The following is a 20,143-nucleotide window of genomic DNA, read 5'->3' on the forward strand; positions in this document are numbered from 1 at the left end:
ACTCCCGCGACATGCCCGGCCGCTTCCCGGTCGGCAGGACCAGAGGGGCGGATGGCATCCTGACGCGGCGCCTTCGCATCAGAATTCGCCGCAGCCTTATGGAGCTTCCGGTGGCGCAGCTTACCGTGAGGCTGGTGACTTGCGACCGCAAGAGCAGCCCTGGCGCCAAGGCCGCGCCGATCTTGAGCAAAGAGGCCAGCTTGCACCGCATCCTCAATCGGTCGCGGGACGAGGTCGCGGACCTGGATGGCGCGGTGACAATGCCACAGGCCGGAACGTTGAGCATGTGACATCCCAAGCTCATTTTAGGAATTCGGACGACCTCAATGCCGCGCTGGCAGACATTGCGGGCGCTCGCAACATCGATGTCTTCTCGCGTGTGTTGATGCGTTATGCCAAACAGTTCCGTGGGCACGAACTCGCCGAATTCGAGCAAAAGGCGGCTGCACATTTCGAGGCGCGTTTTGTCCCGCAGCTCGAAGACAACATCGGCTGCTCCTGGGCGTACGCAACGGCATGCAACGTGATCAGCCGCACAGGTGAGGCCGGGGCAGGTGCTTGCAGAGCTCTGGCGGCTCGACTCTCGCGTCTTGACAATGCCGATATGAAGCGGGTCGCTCCCGGAGCCTTCTCCCTCTTTGCTTCCTCCTTTGGCCGCCACTCCCGGGCCATGGAATGCCGCGATGCGACGATCCGGATCGCCGAATTCTGCTGCGATGAGCCAGGCGTGCTTTACAAGTCAAGCAGTCAAGACCTCTCCCTGCTGATGAACGGCTTCAGCAAGTGGCCCGAACAGCGGGCCTGCCGTGAAGCCGGCCTCAAGGTGGCAAACGATGTAGAGGCCGATCTGTTGACCGATTTTGCCTTACAACATCTCTCCACCCTGGTGAACAGTTTCAGCAAGTGGCCGCAAGAGCCGGCTTGCGAGCGAGCCACAATTGCGGTTGCGAGCGAACTCGTCCGTCGCGGCGCAGCTGAGCTCTTTCGTGCCGATGAGCAGCAACTGGCGAACCTCGTCAACGGCTTTGGCAAATGGCCGCAAGACGCAAATCTTGGCGGCGCCGAAGCCTTGATTGCCGCTGAAATTGATCGACGTGCAAACGGCAAGTCGGGTCTGTCCGGTTTTAAGCCAAAGGACCTGGCAATGCTGCTGAACGGCTTCGCCAACAGGGCGGAAGACGAGGCATGTGTTCGCGCCAGCTCCGAGATCGCCCGGGCGATCGTTCGCCGCGCCGAGCGTCGAGCTCAGCTCTTTGATTTTTCGTCCCAGGATATGTCGAACCTCGTCAGCGGGTTCGGCAAGTTGAACGGAAAACTGCCAACCGAGGACGTTGCGCGCGCGCTAGCCAGTGAGATTCTTCGCCGCGCCGACCGGCCTTCCCGTTTGTCTGAATTCAACCCACAGGACATGGCCAGCCTGGCGAGCGGATTCGCGAAATGGCCGCAGATCGCGCAAGCGTTCCACGCAATAAGCGCGATCGCAGGCGAAGTCGTGGGCCGTCGCGTCCGGCTCTCGCGTTTTCAGGAACGGGAGCTCGCCCGCCTGGTGCACGCGTTCAGCAAGACCATGTCGATGGACGACGATATCAACCGGGCCGCGACGGTCGAGATCGCAAGACAGATCGTGGTCCCTGCCACGCGGGGAGAACGGCTCGCCCGCTTTAGTGAGCAGGATCTTGCAAATCTGGTGAACGGCTTCAGCAAATGGCCAACAGAAGAGGACTGCGGCCAGGCGATAGCTTCGATCGCAGCCGAAATCCGGCGCCGCGCCACAAGCATCGAGGGGCTCGCAGATTTTAGGTTCCAGCACCTGGCAAACCTGGTCAATGGCTTCAGCAAATGGCCGGAGCGGGCGGGTCAAGCCGCGTTGTCGATTGCAACGGAACTCAGCCGCCGCGCCGAGCACCGCAATGGCCTTGCAAATGCAACTCCGCAGGACTTGGCGAATATTGTGAACGGATTGAGCAAGTGGCCCGGCGAGCTGAGCTCCCATCCCGTGATTGCAGCGCTTGCCAGCGAGCTCCGCGATCGCGCCGGCCGGGACAGCGGACTGTCCGATTTCACTGAGCAGCACCTGGCAAATCTGGCGAACGGCTTTTCCAAATGGCCAGAACAGGCTGCTCGTCCAGCCCTGATTTCGATCGCCACTGAACTGCTCAACTATCGCGCCAATTCGCTCGCTAGCTTCGATCGCCAGCATTTGTCAATGCTGGCGAACGGTTTGAGCAAGCTCGCAGAAGATGACGACTGCGCGCAGGCAATGGCCTTGATAGGCGGTGAAATCGCACGCCACGCCGCTGGCCAGCGTGGGCTCGCCGAGCTTTCCCCGCAAGGACTTGCAAACCTCGTGAATGGGTTCAGCAAGTTGCCGCGCGAGAGGAATTGCAGCGAGGCCATGTTGGCAATCGCGGCCGAAATCTGCGGCCGCGCCGACCGACGAGATGGGCTGTCCGGCTTTACGCAGCAGAATTTGCGGAATCTTGCGAACGGATTCGGCAAGTTCGAGCATGAACGCTGCGGCGAGGCGACAGCTGCTATCGCGCGCGAGATGATGCATCGCGAGGCCGGACTGTCCGATTTTGAGCCGCTGGCGGTCGCGACCCTGTTGCACGATTTTGCCAAATGGCCGGAAGAGGAGGCATGCAGGCAGGCGGTGATGGAGATCGCGCGCAGTGTCGGCGCCGGAGCGCGACGATTTAATGCCTTCACCACCCCTGAGCTCGGCATGCTTGCCAATGCTCTGGCGCGCTGCACGATGGAGGCCGAAGACCGTGGAGAGAGCGATCAAGCCGCCCTTCTGAAGAACCGCCTGCACAAGCTCGCGCACCATCTGTACTATGCCAACGATCGACTGCAACAGGCTGGCGTTCTTAGCATCGCCAACATTTTCAAAGCCTTTGGCAAGGCGCGGCTGTTTGACGATTTGTCCTTGCTGGCGCCATTGGGGCTGACCAGGCTTGCGGAATTGAGCGCCGGTGACGATTTTGCCACTGAGCATGACCTTGAGACCATGGGACACCTCAGCGTCGCTGTGCTGCCCCTGGCGCGCAGCTCGCAGAAGCAGCTGCGCTGGCACCGCAGGCAAGCGCTGACCTTGTTGAACGACATTCAGCGCATCGCGCACGACAAGATCACGGCGCATCTGGCCGCGACCGATGCGGAACGGATCCGTGGCCCATACGCGAGCCGCACCCCCGCTTTGTCGATCTACCAGGTCCTTAAGGCCCGGGTGGTCCTCGAGAAACTTTATCGACGTCCCTATGTCGAAGGCGATCAATCCCAATTGCGGACCAGACAGCAGGACATCGCGCGCGGGACCAGAGAGATCCTGCGCTCTACACGCGATCTGATTGAACGCGATCTGTCCAACATGAGCTGGAACCTGATCGCGGACATCGAGGCCGACGACCCCATCAATGCGCTGGATTCGTTCTTGGAGCAGAATGTCGCGACAGTCCATGCGCAACGTCCTGCCGCGAAATTCAACACCCACCAAGTGTTGCGCGACATGGACCACGAGCCGCGTCGCCCGGAGGGGAATGCCGGATTGATGCAGCTGCCGGTCGTGGATATGCGAGGTCAGCGGCTGACCACGGAGCCGGAAATACGATATTCGGTTTTTCATCGCCTGACTGAGGGGAAAGTACCGGTGGTTGCGGTCCAACTGCCTGGAAAGCCCAGCAGCTTCATGCTGACCCGCACGCTCAGTGTCGATGGCATCCCGTATCGTATGGATTTGTTCGGCGGCAGCAAGCTGAAGCCGCCGCGATTGACCCTGGCGCAGGTCGGTGCGCGCGCGCCTGGCGGGCGGCGGATCGAGCAGGCGGGGGGGAAGCTCCTCGCAATTCCGTATGCCGACACCGCAGCGGGTACGGACTTCGAGCAGCTATCGCGTGCCTGGGCGCCATTCAAGGAAGCTTACTTTTATACCCAGCGCAGGGGATTTGCAGGCTCACCATCCATCAAAGGCCTCGCGCCCCAGGACAGCGTGCTCGAAGGCGCTTTCAAAATCTCGCTGCTCCCGGACCGGCCTGCGGAGCGGGCTCACCCATTCGCGCTCGTTGGACAAAACGGTCCGATCGCGTTGCGACCACATGACGGCACCGGCTTCATCAAGGCCTCACTGGCTGGGAAGATGCGCGCCGTTCGCCTCGCTGGCGAACGGAATGGTCCCGATCGGGTACCCGCCTATGCTGAAGGCAAGACAGCATCTGTGCCTGCCTCGGCGCTGCATCATTATCCGCGCAGCGAAAAGGTGGCGGACGAGGCAAGAGATAAAGCCAGGAACTGGCTCAATAGCAGACAGAACAAGGAGCTCACGTCCGAGGAGCTCTATCGGACCGTAACGGCTGCACACATCGATGCCCCTGCCGCTATTGCCGTGCCCTCAAGCGATGGGCGTCTGCATGTGTCGACCATCAAGAGCGACACCTTGGCGGGTACGACGGGGGTGCTGATCGGGCGATCACCGTATGACAAGCCTAACCTGCGTCCATTTGCAGCTGAGCAAGTCACATCGGCTGCCGATGGAGATCCGACGGCGGCGTTCCTTGATCGGTGCATTGCCGTTCAATATAGCTTGAATGTTGCCCAGAAATCGCATGACGAACTGGCCGCGGACGATCCGACCTTCTTTGCCAAGGGCTTGCTGATCGTGGTGCCTGACGAGATCTGGCCAGCTGATTTTGCCGACCGCGACCTCGTCATGTCTGCTGAAGACGTCAAGATCCATTCGAGCTGGACGAGCGCGAAGGACCGCACGAAGCAGGACACAGCGCTCGAAACTGTCGGCGTCCTCCAGGCAGCCGAAGTGTTCGCTCCGGGCTCGCTGGTTGCCGTTCCGCCTGTGGAGCAAAAGCGGCTCGATGGCGATTTCGACGGCGACGCCGTCATTATCGTCGGTGACCGTCCCGCGCTTTATCAGCATGTGCGGCAATTCGATCAGCAGGAGCAGGCGCAGGGCGTGCGTTCGCTCAAACCGCCGAAATCGCACACCCCCGCGATCAAGGACGATCGTTATCAATTCAGCCGCACAAGCCAGATCCTCGCCGCCACACAAGGGGTCTTGGAAACTTATACTGGCCTATTGCGAAGCTTTCTGGCGCAATCGCCTGGGGCGCGCCACTGGTTTGCCGAGCGTGCCCTGTTCGGCAGCTACGAGGGCATTCACCACCAGCTCAAGCGCGAGCTTCGTGATCTGCTTGACCGGGAGGAGGCGAGCCGGACCGATATCGAGGGCAAGCTCGACCAAGCGAGAGCGGAAATGGGGGCGGCACGACACCCGGTCGCCCGCGAAATGGCCGATCTACTCATCGCCGACCTTGAGGCGTGGACAGCGGAAGGGCAATCCGTGGGCGTTGCCACCGACGGTTCGAATGACGCAAGGCTGACGCTAAGTGCGCAGCTGTGCGAATTGTTCCCGGACCTGGCCGAGGCATATCCGGCAGCTGCTCAGCCGCGAGAGCGCATCCAGCTGCTTGTCGACAACTATCCGACGCGTATCCATGCTTTGCCGGACGGTTACGTTGCCGATGACCCTGTCAAAAGCGCGAACAACTTCCTGAGCCTTGGCGTCAAGGTTGGCACCGACGCCTATAAATCCGACACCGGCGCCCGGCTGTTCGCAGCGAAAAGCAAACGTCTGCAGGAATTGCTGCAGGCAACCCCGGCTCTGAAATCGGTGCCTTATACCAAGAGCATGGCGGCCCATCTCAACTGCGGCAGATTGGACGTCGAGGCGACTTTGGCCGATCTGAAGGACAATCCGACGCTGGCAGCCTCCGTCATGGAAGCCGCGATCAAGCTTAGTGTGGAAAGTGGTATTCTGCCCGAACCTTCCGCCCCGCGGCCGACCAACGACGACGGTGCGGTGATCACGCTAAGTCGCGAGGAGGCCACCGTGCGCGCCAGGCGTGAGGCTGATCGGGCGAGAGGCGAAGATGAGACGATCAGGAAGGTGGTCGGCGATGTCGTCGCGAACTTGCAGCAACAACACGGCATTCAGGTGAATCTGCCGCACGATCAGCATCGCCTGCGGCCAGAACAATCATTGAGCGACCAACTCACAGGCAAGAGCCTTCCCTCCGGGACTGCCTCACAGCTGATCAGCAACGCCGTCCGGCACGTTTTTCAAATCCCTGACGGCGCTTTTACAATTGGGTTCAGGAAGGCCGTGCTCGCCTTTGAGGAGCAGGGTTATACCGAGCTCAGCACAACCAATTGGTTCAGGACGCGAAATCCGACCTATGTCGGAATCAAAACCGTCTTTGCAACACCAGAAGGTTACCGTTTCGAGGTCGAGTTCCATACACCGGCCAGCTACCAGGCCAAGCTTGCCAATCACGATACATACAAGATGCTGCAGCGAGGCAGCAGAGGGACGATGGACCAATCGAGGGCCGAGCAGCTCGTGCAGCGCGCAAGACAGATCGTCAACGAGGTGCCAGTTCCCGATCAGGCGACGAGCATCCCCAACTGGGAAGCGGAAGCGGTCGGCACGGCCGACTCCAGCGCGGTCCTCGCCTTGCGAAGTGCCAAGCCCCAGATGCCCAAGCGCTCTCCCATCGCGGGGCAAATCGTTGCAGCCTTGGGCGAGAGGCCGATCGTGCTCGTCGGCATGATGGGCGCTGGGAAGTCATCAATCGGCAGCCGGCTCTCCAAGCTGCTGGGCCTCGATTTCGTCGATACCGACAAATCGATCGAGACCAGGATGGGCAAACAGATCAACGAAATCTTCAAAGACCACGGCGAGCAGTATTTCAGGGATCTGGAGGAGAGCGAGATTTTGCAATTGCTCGAGCGAGGTGCCGTGGTGCTCGCAACGGGCGGCGGCGCGTTCATGAGCGAGAGGATCCGCGATCGTATCCGCGAGAGAGGGATCTCGATCTGGATCAATACCGATCCGGAGACCATAACGAAGCGCTTGGTCAAAAACACGACGCGTCCGCTCCTGCAAACCGACAATCCGGAAGAGACGATCAAAGAGATGATGCGCGAGCGCGCACCTGTCTATCAGATGGCAGATCTGAAAATTGACCCGATCGACCGGAGGATCAACAAAAGCGCAGATGCGTTGCTGGATAAGCTCCATGCGAAGCTGAGCGGTGGCGTTGTCAGCGAACCTGGTTGAGCGGGTGGCATATCGCGCGTGAGCCACTCACGTATATCTCGAAGGCGCACGGGAATGATGAAGGCCCGCCTAGGCGGACCTTCAGAATTTAGGCGTATACCCACAAGTTCGTATTGAGCCATCAGGGCGTCAATTGGAATGTTCCACTGCTTGCTAATGGTGCGGATCATTTCCAGCGTTAGAGGGCGAATTCGGTTCAGTATTTCAGACGCGCGATTGCGCCCGATAGGATTGCCGAGTGCGGCTTGAGATTTGCCCATAGACTCAAACGCAAAATGGAGGACGTCGACTGGATCGCCGCGTGCGGTGGAGAAATGCCCGTCCTCCCATTCCTCAATGAGCGAGGAAAGCACTTTGAAACGATCGCCATCGGGCGTACCAGGAGCGGGCTCTGCCTCGAAATAGCGGGTTACTCTGTCTGAGGATGCTGGGGTATCTTCAGCATCCTCCGGCAGAGCGAACCGGGAGAAAACATGCCCCCTCACGCAACACGAGGCCTTGGTCGCATGTCCGCCCGAACGCGGAGCCGAGATATGACGGCGCACTCGTCGCAACGACGCCGATTCAAACGGCGTCGATGACGCCGGCTCGGAGCCTTCATCCGGGTCTGAACTTGCTGAAGAACACTTGTACAATCGATAACCTCACGGCGGCACATGAAGCTGCCACGGATGGTCCATGAGTGGAAAGAAACAAGACGGGCCCAAGTCGCAAAGCAAACAAAGCGGGACACAACGAATACGAATCGCGGGCTGTTACCGTGGCACGAACAATGCAGACGCTTGGAATGCACAGGACGCCCTCACTTGGCATGGCCACCATCGCAAGTTGAGGCCATGGCTGGCCACTGAAGTTGGCGACACGTGGAACTTAAGCCGGAGACGGCGCCTGCTGATGTAGATCCCGGCGGGCCCGTATCACGCCGACGAAGAGCCATTAGCGGGGCGCGCTAGAAAGGACATGAAGGGCCTCGGCAAATGAACGCAGAGAACAACTTCGCGGCGCGGCTCATTGACGCCGGACGCCGCGCAGCAATAGCACGTACATGTGGCCTGAAAGCTGACGTCTCATTTTACGTCAATGAGGCGCTCAAGGAGCTTTGGCGAACCAGGTCTCCTGAAGAGGCAAAAAAGATTGCAGCGCGGTGGGTCCTGTGGGACGCAGATGGAAGGCCATGGCCGCGCATGCCTCCGCTGGAAAACGTGCTCTCGTTCCACCGCACCGCTGCGGCACCGGTCGTGAAGCCGCCGGCGACGCCATTACAGGTAATCAGGGATTGGTTCGAAAAGCAGGATGAAGAGATACGACGCGAGATCGCTGGCATGACGATGCTTTTGGGCTTCGAATTTCGCGGTCCTCCCGAAAATGGCAGCCAAGAGCGGTGTTGGTATCTCCGGCGGTGGCTGAGCCAAGCGGGACTACCAAACCATACGGTCATTGGCCGCGCTTTGACGTTCCGCACGTGTTTTGAGTATTTCGCGGAGAGCAGGTTCACCGAGTCGGGCTGGACGCGGTCCGAAAAGGCCGCTTTTAAAATTCTTGAAGATACCAAGCGCGACCCGAACTCCGAAACTGCGCACCTGGCTCCGATTGCCCAAAAAATACTTGATGCCTTGCCCGCTCGAAAAAGCCGCTGGATCGGGGTGCGGAAGTCCTGGAAACAACTTGCCGGTGCCAGCCTCACACCGCGAGCCCTCAGGGTTTGGAGCGCCTTGCACATGGAGAGGGGGAGGCTGGACACCAGTCGGGAAGTGTAGCGGTACAGCCGAACGATTTTAGCGAGGCACCGAGGGCGGTCCGTAAGTAGGCGGAAGTTTATCTGAGTGCTACTTCAATCAAGAAGTACGATGTCGGTACTACTACTGCGGTCAATTTCGGGCGTGGCGCGCTCCGGTCGGATTCACCCAGGATGAAATCGAGCATATCTCTATGGGTTGGACGCGACGCCAAGGGATCGGCTACACGCTAGACACGTGGAGACGTCGCGCAACCAATGCTTCACGACTTGATAAACGTAAGGCAATCGGGTGCAGAAATCGGTAAGACACGTAGCCGAAATCACGGTCAGCAGTGGTGCGCCACGGGCGACCGTGCACCTGAATTCGCCGCGCAGGCCGCCGCCAGCTGCATCCTCCCGGCGAAGTTTGCTGATCGCGGAGAGATCGACCCGGCCGGGAAGCGCTCGGGAAACGAAAAGAGAGCCCGGGAATCGAGATTTCTTGCCCTGTCGGAACGACAGTCATACGCCTATGTCTTCAATCTCGATCACACCGCGCAAGGCGGCATTCGCCGGAGCGATACTCGTATTCGCTCATCTCTAGAGGGAAAATCGGGCACGCAAATAGGCGCTCGCAGGTCTCGGCGGCCGGTTTGAGACGTGGCGCGAGATCGCTCCACTCACGGCGAAGGTGATCTAGGACTTCCTGGCCGCCCCCGCTTAGCCTCTCGAGTGCCGCGATCAGACGCAAGCGGACTGTCGCCGCAAAAGGATTCTCCGTCTGGATCTCAGCAAACGTTTCGGGGGCGCCGCTCAACATGCGCCCGACTCCCGCCAGGAGAAGGTGATAAGGAGGCGGACCGACCTCAAGCGGAAATTCAGTGTTCTCGTCGCGAAGGATGCTCGCGAGCGACAGGAGCAGCGCATGCGCAGCCAGCTGACGCTGCGCAAGAAGTCGGTCGTGAGCTTCAGCATCGAGCGCGACAAGGCTCGCATTCGTGCGTCGTAAAAGCTGCAGAAAGACTTCGAGCCGCGGTCCTGATCGATACGCGATCACCGCGACCGGACGATTTGCCCACCCGAGCTCCGGGCCAAACAGTGGATTGAGGCCAAGATATTCCACCTCGCGGGGCAAGGTGACCGCCCAGGAGGCGGGTTTCGTCTTGACTGAAAGCGTCTCGATCAATAATGCGTCGCCTTTGAGCCACCGACAGGCGGATCCGAACGCGGTTCCTGCTACCGTGAACGGCAAGGAAAGAACGACAATATCGGACTCCGCAATAGCGGATTTGGCCTCCAGCGTCAGGTGGATCGCATCGCTCACGATCAGGTTCTGATCTATTTCAGCCATCGGCCTGTGATCCACGAAGCGTACTCGTCCGCCAGACGTTGTGAGAAGTTCAGCGAGCTTTAACCCGACGCGTCCGGCGCCAATGATCGTCGCTTGTGAACCTTGTGTCATCTGTTCCCGCTTGATCGCTATTAGAGTGTTTGCGTTGCGTCACCGTTCTCGCGCGCTCAGCCATCAATTGTGGGCCACGCGCTCACTCGCAAGATCAATCACAATTCATGCCACACCTGAATTGCCACCCCGGCGGGCACCTCCGCCCAGAGGGAACAGAAAACCATAAATCCGGAATTGGCGTGGATTGAGATAATCAGAGCCGCTCACCATCTCTACGCCGTTGGCGTGCAGGCCGTGTAAAGGTTGGGCCGCCTCGAACCGAGTGTCGCGCGCCAATTGAAGACGCACCCGTGCTGCAATAGCACCACCTGCCGCTCAAGTGCATGTCGTCACAAGCTGTGATCTCTTGCGGAACGCTCATTCTTCATCGCGTGAACTCCCAAGACCTAGGCCTTTTTTGCGTCTTATAAATGTCATCTTGCGTTGGCCTGTGAGGCGAGCTGCGGCTGGTTGGTCAGCGCTCAGCTCAGGATAACGAAGCGGCGATGATGCTCGCGGCAAAGAGACGAAGTTAATGACAAAGCATTTTCGCGAATGGACGCTGATGTCCATTGTAGCCACCATGGTTGTCTGCCCCGGCGCAAAAGCGCAAGATCGCCGCATTGTCGCCGAGCCCGTTGCACCTCATACGGTCTGCGACCGCCCGGTGCCATCTGGCAGCAACGATACGGCGAGGCTCCAGGATGCCATCGACCATTGCCCCGCCGGTGCTGCGGTCTATCTCGGACGTGGCGAGTTCCGGTCGTATCCGCTCGAGATGAGATCGGGCGTAACCTTGTGGATTGGACGCGGTGCAACACTTTTGGCTATTCCCGAGCCAGCTGCGTACGACAAGGGCCGCGGACAGTGTGGCCGCATCGCAGGTAAGGGCGATGGTTGCCGGCCGTTGATCAGCTTCTCCAAAACGCGCGGCGGCGGCATTTATGGCGACGGCATCATCGATGGCCAAGGCAGTGCGCCGATGGTCGGCAGCGCCGAAACCTGGTGGCAGCTGGCCCGCCGCGCGCAAGCCGAGGGCGGTAGTCAGAACGCTCCGCGTTTGATCCAGATCGATCATGCGCAGGACATCACGCTTTCTGGTGTCACCTTGCGCAATGCACCCAATTTCCATGTCGCGATGAACCGGGTCGAAGGTGCCACGGTCTGGGGTCTGACTATCGATACACCGGCCGATACCCGCAATACCGACGGCATCGACCCAGGCGCCAGCCAGGATGTAACCATCACCCACAGCTTCATCCGCACTGGGGACGATAACGTAGCGATCAAAGCCGGCGATAATGGTTCAACTCGCCATATCTCCATCACCGATAATTATTTCGGGTGGGGACACGGGATGTCGATCGGCAGCGAGGTGAACTCTGGCGCCAGCGACATACTCGTGCGCAACCTGACCCTGGACGGCACGACGTCCGGCCTGCGCATCAAGAGCGATGTCAGCCGAGGCGGCCTGGTCGAGCGCGTGACTTATGAGAATGTGTGTCTGCGTGGCAACCGATGGCCGGTCGTGTTCGATACAAAGTACGATCCGCGTGCCCAAGGCATGAGGATTCCAGTCTATCGCCAGATCGTTCTGCGCCACGTGCGCGGCGACAATGGTGCGCTACTGATGCGCGGGTTAGACGAGGGGCATGCGCTTGACGTGACGCTAGAGGATGTTCGATTTGCCGATTCCGCGACTTGGCAGCTCGAACATGCGAATGTGACCACCGATCATTCTGACGTGTCGCCGCCGCTGCCCGGGCGAGCAAGAGAACCGGTGCCACGCGGTTGGGAGGGCTGCGCCAGGGCATTCCGCGACGGTAACCAGTAAGCACAACAACTCGATGGCGAGCCTTAAGACCGCTCAGATCTGCCTTGATACGGCTTTGATTCGCTGGTCTTGCGAATGGCGGGGCGGCGCTCGCGCCATACTGCAGGAGTCCGACAGGCGTGACCGCGATCGGACGTTTCGGCTATCGCGGGTAAGTTCCAGTTCGGCAGGAAACGTTGTTTGATCATGCTCGGCTGCCAGGTCGCGGCGGCACATTGTACCGATTGCATCAAGCGTGCAGCGAACCCGATAACAGGTGAGGTCACATGCGGATTTTCGCGGTGTTCGCTGCGGTTCTGGCCGGATGTTTCTGCATCTCGGCAGCCCATGCTCAGCCACTTCTTGTCTCGCACGGCGACAGGGCAGCCTATCATTCCGTGCAGGCAGCCATCGACGCGTTACCGGCCCAAGGCGGGGATATCGAGATCCTACCCGGCATTTATCGCGAGAAGGTCAAAGTCTTCAAATCCGGTGTTCATATCAAAGGCTTAGGCAGGAAGCCGGATGATACGGTCATTGTGTACGGCGACGGTGCGATCAATGTCGGAGGGACCGTCCGTTCTGCGACGCTCGACGCGTCAGGCGATGACTTCCGGCTCGATAATCTGACGATTCAAAACGACTACGCACTCAACCCGGCCAATCCAGCTTCGCAGGCCGTGGCACTGTCCGTTACCGGAGACAAGGACATGATCAGCCGCGTCCGCCTGCTCGGCGCCCAGGACACATTGTTCGCCGGTAAGGGGCAGAACGGCCGAATGTCGCGGCAATACTTCTCGAATTGCTATATCGAGGGACACGTCGACTTCATATTTGGCAATGCCAAGGCTTATTTCCAACATTGTGAGTTGCATGGCACCGCCAATCAAGCCGTCATCTATACCGCGCAGAGCAAAGCCGCGCCGGACGAGGACAGCGCCTATGTGTTCGATCATTGCAGGCTGACTGCCGACCCCTCCGCCCGCTTTGTTGCGCTTGGCCGCGCTTGGCGCCCCTATGCCACGGTGATCTTCCTGTCGACGAAGATGGATGCACCGGTCCTCGCCGAGGGGTGGCGCGAATGGACGCCAGGCACGACCAATACGCTGGGGACGGCCTACTATGCTGAATACAAATCCACCGGTGTCGGGGCCAATCCCGCAGGTCGCGAGCCTTATTCGCACCAATTGACCGACGGCGAAGCCGCGAAATGGTTCCTGAAGGCGTTCTTCGCAGGTGCCACAGATTGGCTGTCCGACGAACCTTCCCGATAGGAATAGAGGAAGATTGCGGGTGTTTTGTCATTATTGCGCGGCTCAGGCCGAGAGCAGGGACGAGATCTTCCTTGCGCTGGGACGTCCCGTCGACAGCAACTGAAATTGGGGCAGGGCCCGGCCGTCGCACCACGCCTGCTTCTTGCTGCCCCGTCAGAAGAGGTCAACGCAAAACGGCATTGCTCGCTGTGAATTCTTGTTCTCGTCAGCTTTTCGAAAGCTAGGTCCCATAAAAATCCAGAAACTGACTTCGCTTCACAGCGGCCACTTAGCGGCCGTGCAAGCGTGCGGATTGCGCAGGCTCTATACCATCACAAGGAGAGCAGGATGGATCCAGTTGACCCATTCTTCGATTCAGGCGCTTGGATGGAGGTGTACGCCGCCCGACAGGGGCGAGCGGGGCAGCCAGGGGGCAACGCAAGCCAGCAAGGCGTTGAGCGGCGGATGGAAGATTTGCAGCTCGATTCGTCTGATGAGAGTTCCGCAAAATCAACTTCACCGGATCCGGCTCCTGCGCGAGGCGGTCGAACGGTCGGGCGGCACGATTTCGGCGGTTCGATGCGGGTGCTGCCACACACCCATCTCAGGGACAGTGCGCGCGGCGGGGCTCGCCGGAGCGTAGACATTCCCCGCATTCAGCTCGGAGCTTTGGCGCATCTCCCGCAGTTCAGTCTGCAGGATGATCTGTTCAGTAGCGCACGCTATTCCTCGCCCGACCTAGAGCCCGCGGTTCAGACCAAGAGCGGCAAAAGCCGTGGACTGTGGTCACGCATCAAGTCGGGAGTCGGTAAGGCTCTTGGAGGGAGCAGCAGCGAAAAGCATTCGCGCAAGGCAGCGCAGCCTGACGTCTTTTCAACGAATTTTAGAGTGGACTATGCCCGGCAGCCCGGCCGGGCGCGCGGGGGGCCTGTTCCTGAGGCGGACGAGGCGCTCATCAAGGAGTTCCGAAACAACGCGGCGGGCAACCTCAGCGACGGCACCATCAAGAATGCGGCCGCAGATTTGCGCCATCTGAGCGCGCGCCTGAGCACGAACAACCGGCCATCAATAGTGGATCGGATTCGCCGCGAGCTGGAAAATGCGCAATTGGAAGATCCGGAGGTGGAAAACCACCAGCTGGAGGCGGAGCTCGACCAGGATGTCGACACGTATGCAGCGGACCGCGCAAGGCGTATCAAAGCTGCCTTAAAAAAGCTTCGTGAGGTCGGCGCTGGAAACTCCTTGTCAGCCGATCTCCGTCGCCTGGCCCCCCATGGCGCTGACGCGACCCTCATCGGCATGTGGGCCGCGGCGGAAAAGGCGACACGCAGGGTTGAGCCGGAGACGATCGACAGGCAGGCTCGCCGGATGTCGAGGCTCAGTGATTGGCTGCAAACGCACGATAAGCCGGCCATCGCCGGCCGGCTCTTCAGCTCCGGGCTGGATCAGGATGTCGCGGAGTATAGGCAAGAAGCCGAAGATGGCAAAATCGAAGCTGATTTGCTCAGGCTTGGCCGCTACCAGCAAATCCTCGAGGCGAACAGGGCGCTCGGCTTGCATCCTGCCGAGGATGCGGGGCAGCCCGTCGCGGAAGCCGCCCGACAGGCGCACTCGCCGCAGGAGGTCCCGGCAACGCCAGCCACGCCGAGCGCGGGAGCGTGGGATTGGCTCGGCCAGCAGATCCATGGACCCAGTTCTTCACTGCCAGCGCCGCATCACGGTTGGGAGGCCAGCTCGTCGCAGCAGCTTCCCGCAACATCGGCCGGCCCGAGTGCCGGGGCTTGGGATCGGTCCAGCGAGCAGATCCTCCAACCCGCCGCACCTGTGCAAGCGCCCTATTGGGTCCCGCAGCCCAATCTGCCGCACGGGCTTCCTGCGACTCCAGCCAGCCTAAGCCAAGGGGCCTGGGATTGGTTCGGGCAACAGATGCAAGAACCCGCCTCACCATCGTCAGTGCGGCCTCCCTCATCAAACGTCTACAGCGGTCTGGATCCCTTGGTTGATTTGGATCCGTCCACACCGCACGACTTCCGCGACGATGCACGCTCCGCGCCCGCACCTGAATTTCGCGGAGCGCCGTCGTTCGCTGGACCGTCCGGGGCCGCCCAGGAACTGCGGGATATTGGGGCCGTCGTTGGCTCCGACTGGCGCCACGGCTCCCAAGCGGCCTCGGACGTGTTGGTCGATGTCCTCGGCAATATCAATCTGCTGCCAAACCAGTTCGGGCCAAGCCAATTTATGATCAATGGTGAGCGCTACTCGGCCACATTCGGACCGGGAGGGCGCACGGATGTCCGCCTGATCCATCATCCGCGCCCGAGCCACCTCGACGGACCCGGGCCATCCCGGCCGCTTCATTTTCCACCGCGGATTGTCCAAGCCGAGCAACCCCGTGGAGGTCTACGGGATCTTGGGTATCTGATCCGCGGAGGATGGGAGCACCGCGAGCGGTTGCTTCCGCCTTACCTTGTTCGCGTTCTGGAGGGGGAACGCATCATGCCGGAGGCAGGGCGTCCAACCTATTTCGCGATCCGTGGCGTGCCCTACAGGGCGAGTTGGATGAAAGCGAGGGACGCCGGCGCGTTCGCATCTATCCTGAACGTGGCTGAAGAATTCTGCGCGGGCTGCAACCCAACTGCTCGGCTCGCGCGAGGTGTTCCACCGAGGCTTCCGGCTTCAATTGTGTAGCTAAGCGTGATCCTCGCATGTGCGCCCTTGATGCGCTGATCGGGCATCTGAACTACCGACCCGCTCACGGCACGCAGCAAGCGCTCGCAAACAGGCTGGATCTTGCCTGTCACCAAGTGCAAAAGTACGAATACGGAAAAAGCCGCCTCTACGCCAGCAGGCTCTCTGAGATCAGCCGCCTTCTCAAGGTTCCGTTCGAGTAATTCTTATCGGGCCGAAGGCGGAATAATCAGGAGCCCTTGATTTGCTCGTCCCGCTTGAGCTGCTGCTGTTCGTATTGGGCTTTCACGGCGGGGTCGTCGTTGCGTCCATAGACAGTGTCCGCGTCACCGATCCCTCCGTCCAAGCCTTTGGCGCCCTCAATATGAACCTTGAGATCGGAGACGGCGGGCTTGATGTATGGCGTGAGGTACGCCTCGAGCATGCCCTTGCCGGGATCGTCGAGCTCTTTCGTAAGCGCTTGCAGGTACGCGGTCTATCGGTCGAGGCCCAATTGATACTGAAGCCAGCGCGCTGTGCCAGCGCACGCTCGATAAGCTTCATTCCGAGGGGCACTCGTTCGACCCGGCAGAAGTGCGACGATGGGTGCAGCGTCACAACTGGAGTTCTGGCGCCGCTGCCGACTTGGAAGCGGTGGCACGAAAGCGCAGATAGTGCGCTCGTCGTCGAGCGCGTATCGCTCCGCGGTCCGTCTCGCCAGTCGTCGCCGCGATCGGCAGCAATTCAGCAGAGGTGAGAGTCCGGGGCTGAAGTGGTGGACATTCTCGATGAGTTAGAAAAATATCAGCGTAGACACCAACAGATTGAGGGCGTGCTCCGTTTGCGGCATGTGTGTGATGCTTGTCGGGTTATGAATGTATGACAATCCGATGCTTCCATATATCCCGGGAGCGATATGCGCGGTATATGTTCCCGTGATGGCTGTGGTATCGTGATGCGTAAGCTGCCCTTTAGCCAAGGCAGCATCCACTGCAAACCTGCTCCAGGTTGTGTTGTTGGCAACCAGAGCAATCAAATCACTGGGCCGACTGTCAAATAGTCCCTTCGCATAAAGACGAAGCTCGTAATACTGGCTGATCCTGTTTAGGTCAGGTGGAGCTCCCATGATGGAGAATCCGCCATAGATGCCGCGAGATGGCGTTCCCTCAATGTCACTCTGACAAAGCTGCCTGTCAGCAGCGATGTAATGAAAGTTATTCCCGCTCTCCCTTTGTTGATCCGGATCTACCAAATTCTTGTAGCGGCTGCTGTTTAAACCAATGCCGGCCCGCAGCCAGGTGTCGGGTACGCCGGGAGCGGCCTTGCTCTTGTAGCCAAGTTCGTCCATGAACAGAATGCCGGCATTGGTTGTGCTCCAATTCAAGCCCGAAGGATTTTCGGTTATTTGCGCATAGGGACCATCTGGACTGATTGAGCGCTGCACGGAGACTTTGTTGTACAAGTGATCATCAAAATTGTACTTCAGGTTGGCGGCGGGCGTCGGCGCGGCGTTGGTGCTCATCCCTGCCTGGAACAGGGCAAACATGTTTGATCCTGAAATTCCTCCAAACAATGTGCCGGTGAACTCATTCGCATTTCTGAGATAGCCAAGTTTGAGTTCGAATTTCCTATCGAGGAACGTTTGATAGTAGGCGAGTGTATTCAATCCTACTCGATCTGGTCCAGGTCGCTTCCATGTCCAGTATTGCTGCTCGGCTCCAACGACAATCTGTCCGTCGGGAATGCCAAACCGGCTGAGATCATATGTGACGATCACGAAGTTCGCCGTAGCAAACGTCGGATTCTGCCCCATATAGAGCTGGTTGGCGATGCTGCTTCTGGCTGCATTCGGCAGCTGGTTGTTTGCAAAAGTGTTGTGCGTCCAGCCGATATAGCCGATGCCGACGTCTGCCAGTGCGGACCTAACGCCATTCTTGTCCTGATCAATCGTATCAGCGGGGCCGGGTATGTTGAGCCAGATCCCCTTTTCTCTGAAAGCATCAAAGCGTGCGAAGGGGTCGATCGTCTTTCGCGTTTGCGTCTGAGCAATCCGACCGGCGCTGCCGCGCTTTATGAGAGGCAAGTTGGGAGCTGATGCCAGCGCCGAGGCATGAAGTCGAATTGGCTGATTGACCACGCCGATCCGAAGCTTTGTGGCCATATCGGGCCGCGTCGGCGTTGTTCTCTTGGTGGCTTGCTCCGCAGCGTTGCTCCTGGGGACAGGCTCACCGGCAGTTTGTGCCAAAACGGGCGGGCCGACCAAACAAGCCGCGAGCGAAAGCGCAACGCCAAGTCGCCGTTGCGGCTTGTCTGATCGCAAGCTGCAGGCAAGTGCTGTGGTAGCCGAAGATGTCCGAGGCGTCGTCGCCGCAACAAAGCAATCACACACAGTGTAGTTTCGCATCCTTGTTTTGCGACCCATGAATGGATTGGAAGTTGGCCTCACTGGTCCTGAACGGACCTCCCGAGCCTTGGCGTCTGGGGACGAGAGGACGACCTCATGAGCAGGACGTCTATCCCAGCGAGATTCACTAGACCTGCTGACTGGTTGCCCGTAAGCGCGAGCACGATCTGGTCTGCACCTTGCGTGTGCATCAGGCCCGATTTGCCGAGAGTGAGCAGCGCTTGCTGGCTGGCCGAGAACCGTTGGCCGCGAGCGCGCGGAGCCGCAGCCGTCCTCGCCGCCAAGACATTTCGAACCTCGACGTTGATCCACCAGCGGGTAGAGGATTGCAGCCGAGCCGAGCATTTTGTTCGAAGATGCCGTTTTCGACGAAGTGGCCGCCACCGGAATGCAATGCCAGCCAAACCGGAGCCGTGGCTTCGCGAAGCTGTCTTGGTATTGTGGTCTGCCAAGGACGAAGCGATCGACGACCGCGAATTCCAGAGAGCCTTGGAATCTGTTCGCGCAGCGATCGCGTCACACCGTCCACGATGAAGGCCCAGAAGAGCGGGAGAATCAGGTTTCGAGCTGCTTCGGTGGCTGTGGCCGAGCAGTCGCTAATTCCGTCCGCTCCATCGGCACGGCCAAATCTGTGGTGCATTCCGAGTTCCTAGCTGTGACGCGTAGCTTTCGTGGGCACGCTTGGCATGTGTCCGTCGTCTCGATCAACCTGCCAGGATTGGTAGTTGGCCATGCTCAACACTTGGCGCTCCAATGGCCTGCTCGAGCGCCTTTTCCGTAGCGCCGCGGAGTTGCCGGTCTCGGCTGCGCGGAAAGCCGAGAGCTCGGCGTTGAAGGAAATAACAGCCGGTTCGCATCAGGCGCCGGCAGGTTAAAAAATCTGCAAGGTTCTACTATGATGCGAAATGCTGCACCATGGCCGAGGAAGACGAGAACTTTTGCCTACCGCCAGCCCTATGATGGCGGAAGTTCCGCGTAGGGTGCTCGCTTTGCCTTGGTCAAGACGAACCGCTTCATTGGCGCCAAGGGGCAAATGGTCGGCGAGTTGAAGAATGTCATCGGGACGGCTGCAGCTCCCTGGGGGATGCGTGAGTATCGCGAGCACTCGCGTCAACCAAACAAGCCTATCGAAACGGGGAGTCGGGCAAGGGACGATGGAGATGGTTGATCAGGCGGCCACTTCGGACCTGCGGCCGCTCTTATATGGCTCGTCGTGGCGCACTCGCTGGGGTTTGGTGTTTCTTCTTGTCCTTGTCGGCTTGTATGCGGCGGCAGCCCAACTTGGCGGCAGCCTCGCAGGGTTTGTCGAGACACCGGCGGCCGGGCCCGCAAATTCCGCAATGGGCCTGTCAGCGGAGGACAGGACATCCCTGACCGAGATACGCTGGGCGCAGGAGAAGGTGAGCGATGATATTGCAGAGCTGAGCCGGCACATCGATGCTCAGCGCAAGGGCCTCAACGAGATCCTAGAGCAGTTCACGGTGCTGGCTTCGCGGATTGATTCCTTGCAGAATCCAGCACCTGTGTCTCCTGCTTCTTCCGTCACTTCTTCGTCGCCCCTACAAGCTGCTTCGAGTCCGGCCAAGAAGCGCGCCGAGAGGCGCGTCGAGCGGTCCAAGCCACAAGGGCCTGTTTCCGTCGGAGGTGCGCCAGTGATCGCGGGGCAGAAGATGGGGGAGCCTTGACAGGTTAATGCCGTTCGAGGCGTGGCCGGCT

12 protein-coding genes are annotated in these 20,143 nt (G+C 59.7%); 8 read left to right on the forward strand and 4 right to left on the reverse strand.

Features of this window, described 5'->3' with window-relative positions; translation table 11 throughout:
* The first annotated feature begins 110 nt into the window (after nucleotides 1–110).
* The 3 genes from AC1VNY_RS05130 (at nucleotide 111) to AC1VNY_RS05140 (ending at nucleotide 8,886) form a co-directional block, all read left to right on the forward strand.
* Nucleotides 111–290 carry a hypothetical protein gene (locus AC1VNY_RS05130; protein ID WP_482404369.1) on the forward strand — a complete coding sequence of 60 codons (180 nt, stop codon included), beginning with the start codon at nucleotides 111–113 and terminating at the stop codon, nucleotides 288–290.
* Complete coding sequence (locus AC1VNY_RS05135) at nucleotides 287–7,129, forward strand: shikimate kinase (protein WP_482404370.1); 6,843 nt, start codon at nucleotides 287–289, stop codon at nucleotides 7,127–7,129. Before AC1VNY_RS05130 ends, AC1VNY_RS05135 begins: the two co-directional genes overlap by 4 nt.
* Before the next feature lie 977 nt (nucleotides 7,130–8,106).
* Complete coding sequence (locus AC1VNY_RS05140; protein WP_482404371.1) at nucleotides 8,107–8,886, forward strand: hypothetical protein; 780 nt, start codon at nucleotides 8,107–8,109, stop codon at nucleotides 8,884–8,886.
* Between the two features lie 170 nt (nucleotides 8,887–9,056).
* Here the strand turns inward: AC1VNY_RS05140 and AC1VNY_RS05145 are convergent, their stop codons facing one another.
* On the reverse strand, nucleotides 9,057–9,368 hold the full coding sequence (locus tag AC1VNY_RS05145; RefSeq protein ID WP_482404414.1) for a DUF2478 domain-containing protein: 312 nt from the start codon (nucleotides 9,366–9,368) through the stop codon (nucleotides 9,057–9,059).
* A 16-nt stretch (nucleotides 9,369–9,384) separates the two neighbouring features.
* Nucleotides 9,385–10,308 (reverse strand): NAD(P)-binding domain-containing protein, encoded by a 924-nt coding sequence (locus AC1VNY_RS05150; protein WP_482404372.1) that lies wholly within the window; start codon nucleotides 10,306–10,308, stop codon nucleotides 9,385–9,387.
* 517 nt (nucleotides 10,309–10,825) lie between these two features.
* Between AC1VNY_RS05150 and AC1VNY_RS05155 the strand changes: the two genes are divergently transcribed.
* The 4 genes from AC1VNY_RS05155 to AC1VNY_RS05170 all read left to right on the forward strand — a co-directional run bounded on the left by AC1VNY_RS05155 (nucleotide 10,826) and on the right by AC1VNY_RS05170 (nucleotide 16,247).
* A complete protein-coding gene (locus tag AC1VNY_RS05155) occupies nucleotides 10,826–12,124 on the forward strand; it encodes a glycoside hydrolase family 28 protein (protein ID WP_482404373.1) in 1,299 nt (432 codons plus the stop codon).
* Between the two features lie 266 nt (nucleotides 12,125–12,390).
* Nucleotides 12,391–13,377, forward strand: a complete 987-nt coding sequence (locus AC1VNY_RS05160) for a pectinesterase family protein (RefSeq protein ID WP_482404374.1) — start codon at nucleotides 12,391–12,393, stop codon at nucleotides 13,375–13,377.
* 444 nt (nucleotides 13,378–13,821) lie between these two features.
* Entirely contained in the window at nucleotides 13,822–16,044 is a 2,223-nt protein-coding gene (locus AC1VNY_RS05165; protein ID WP_482404375.1) for a hypothetical protein, read from the forward strand.
* 17 nt (nucleotides 16,045–16,061) lie between these two features.
* Nucleotides 16,062–16,247 (forward strand): hypothetical protein, encoded by a 186-nt coding sequence (locus AC1VNY_RS05170; protein WP_482404376.1) that lies wholly within the window; start codon nucleotides 16,062–16,064, stop codon nucleotides 16,245–16,247.
* 26 nt (nucleotides 16,248–16,273) lie between these two features.
* On the opposite strand, the gene AC1VNY_RS05175 is transcribed toward AC1VNY_RS05170, so the two are convergent.
* Together AC1VNY_RS05175 and AC1VNY_RS05180 are read right to left on the reverse strand one after the other, a co-directional pair.
* A complete protein-coding gene (locus AC1VNY_RS05175) occupies nucleotides 16,274–16,468 on the reverse strand; it encodes a hypothetical protein (protein WP_482404377.1) in 195 nt (64 codons plus the stop codon).
* A 348-nt stretch (nucleotides 16,469–16,816) separates the two neighbouring features.
* Nucleotides 16,817–18,184, reverse strand: a complete 1,368-nt coding sequence (locus AC1VNY_RS05180) for a carbohydrate porin (protein ID WP_482404378.1) — start codon at nucleotides 18,182–18,184, stop codon at nucleotides 16,817–16,819.
* Between the two features lie 1,403 nt (nucleotides 18,185–19,587).
* Between AC1VNY_RS05180 and AC1VNY_RS05185 the strand changes: the two genes are divergently transcribed.
* Complete coding sequence (locus tag AC1VNY_RS05185) at nucleotides 19,588–20,112, forward strand: hypothetical protein (RefSeq protein WP_482404379.1); 525 nt, start codon at nucleotides 19,588–19,590, stop codon at nucleotides 20,110–20,112.
* The last annotated feature ends 31 nt before the right edge of the window (nucleotides 20,113–20,143 follow it).

It is taken from the genome of Bradyrhizobium ferriligni, from assembly GCF_056837965.1.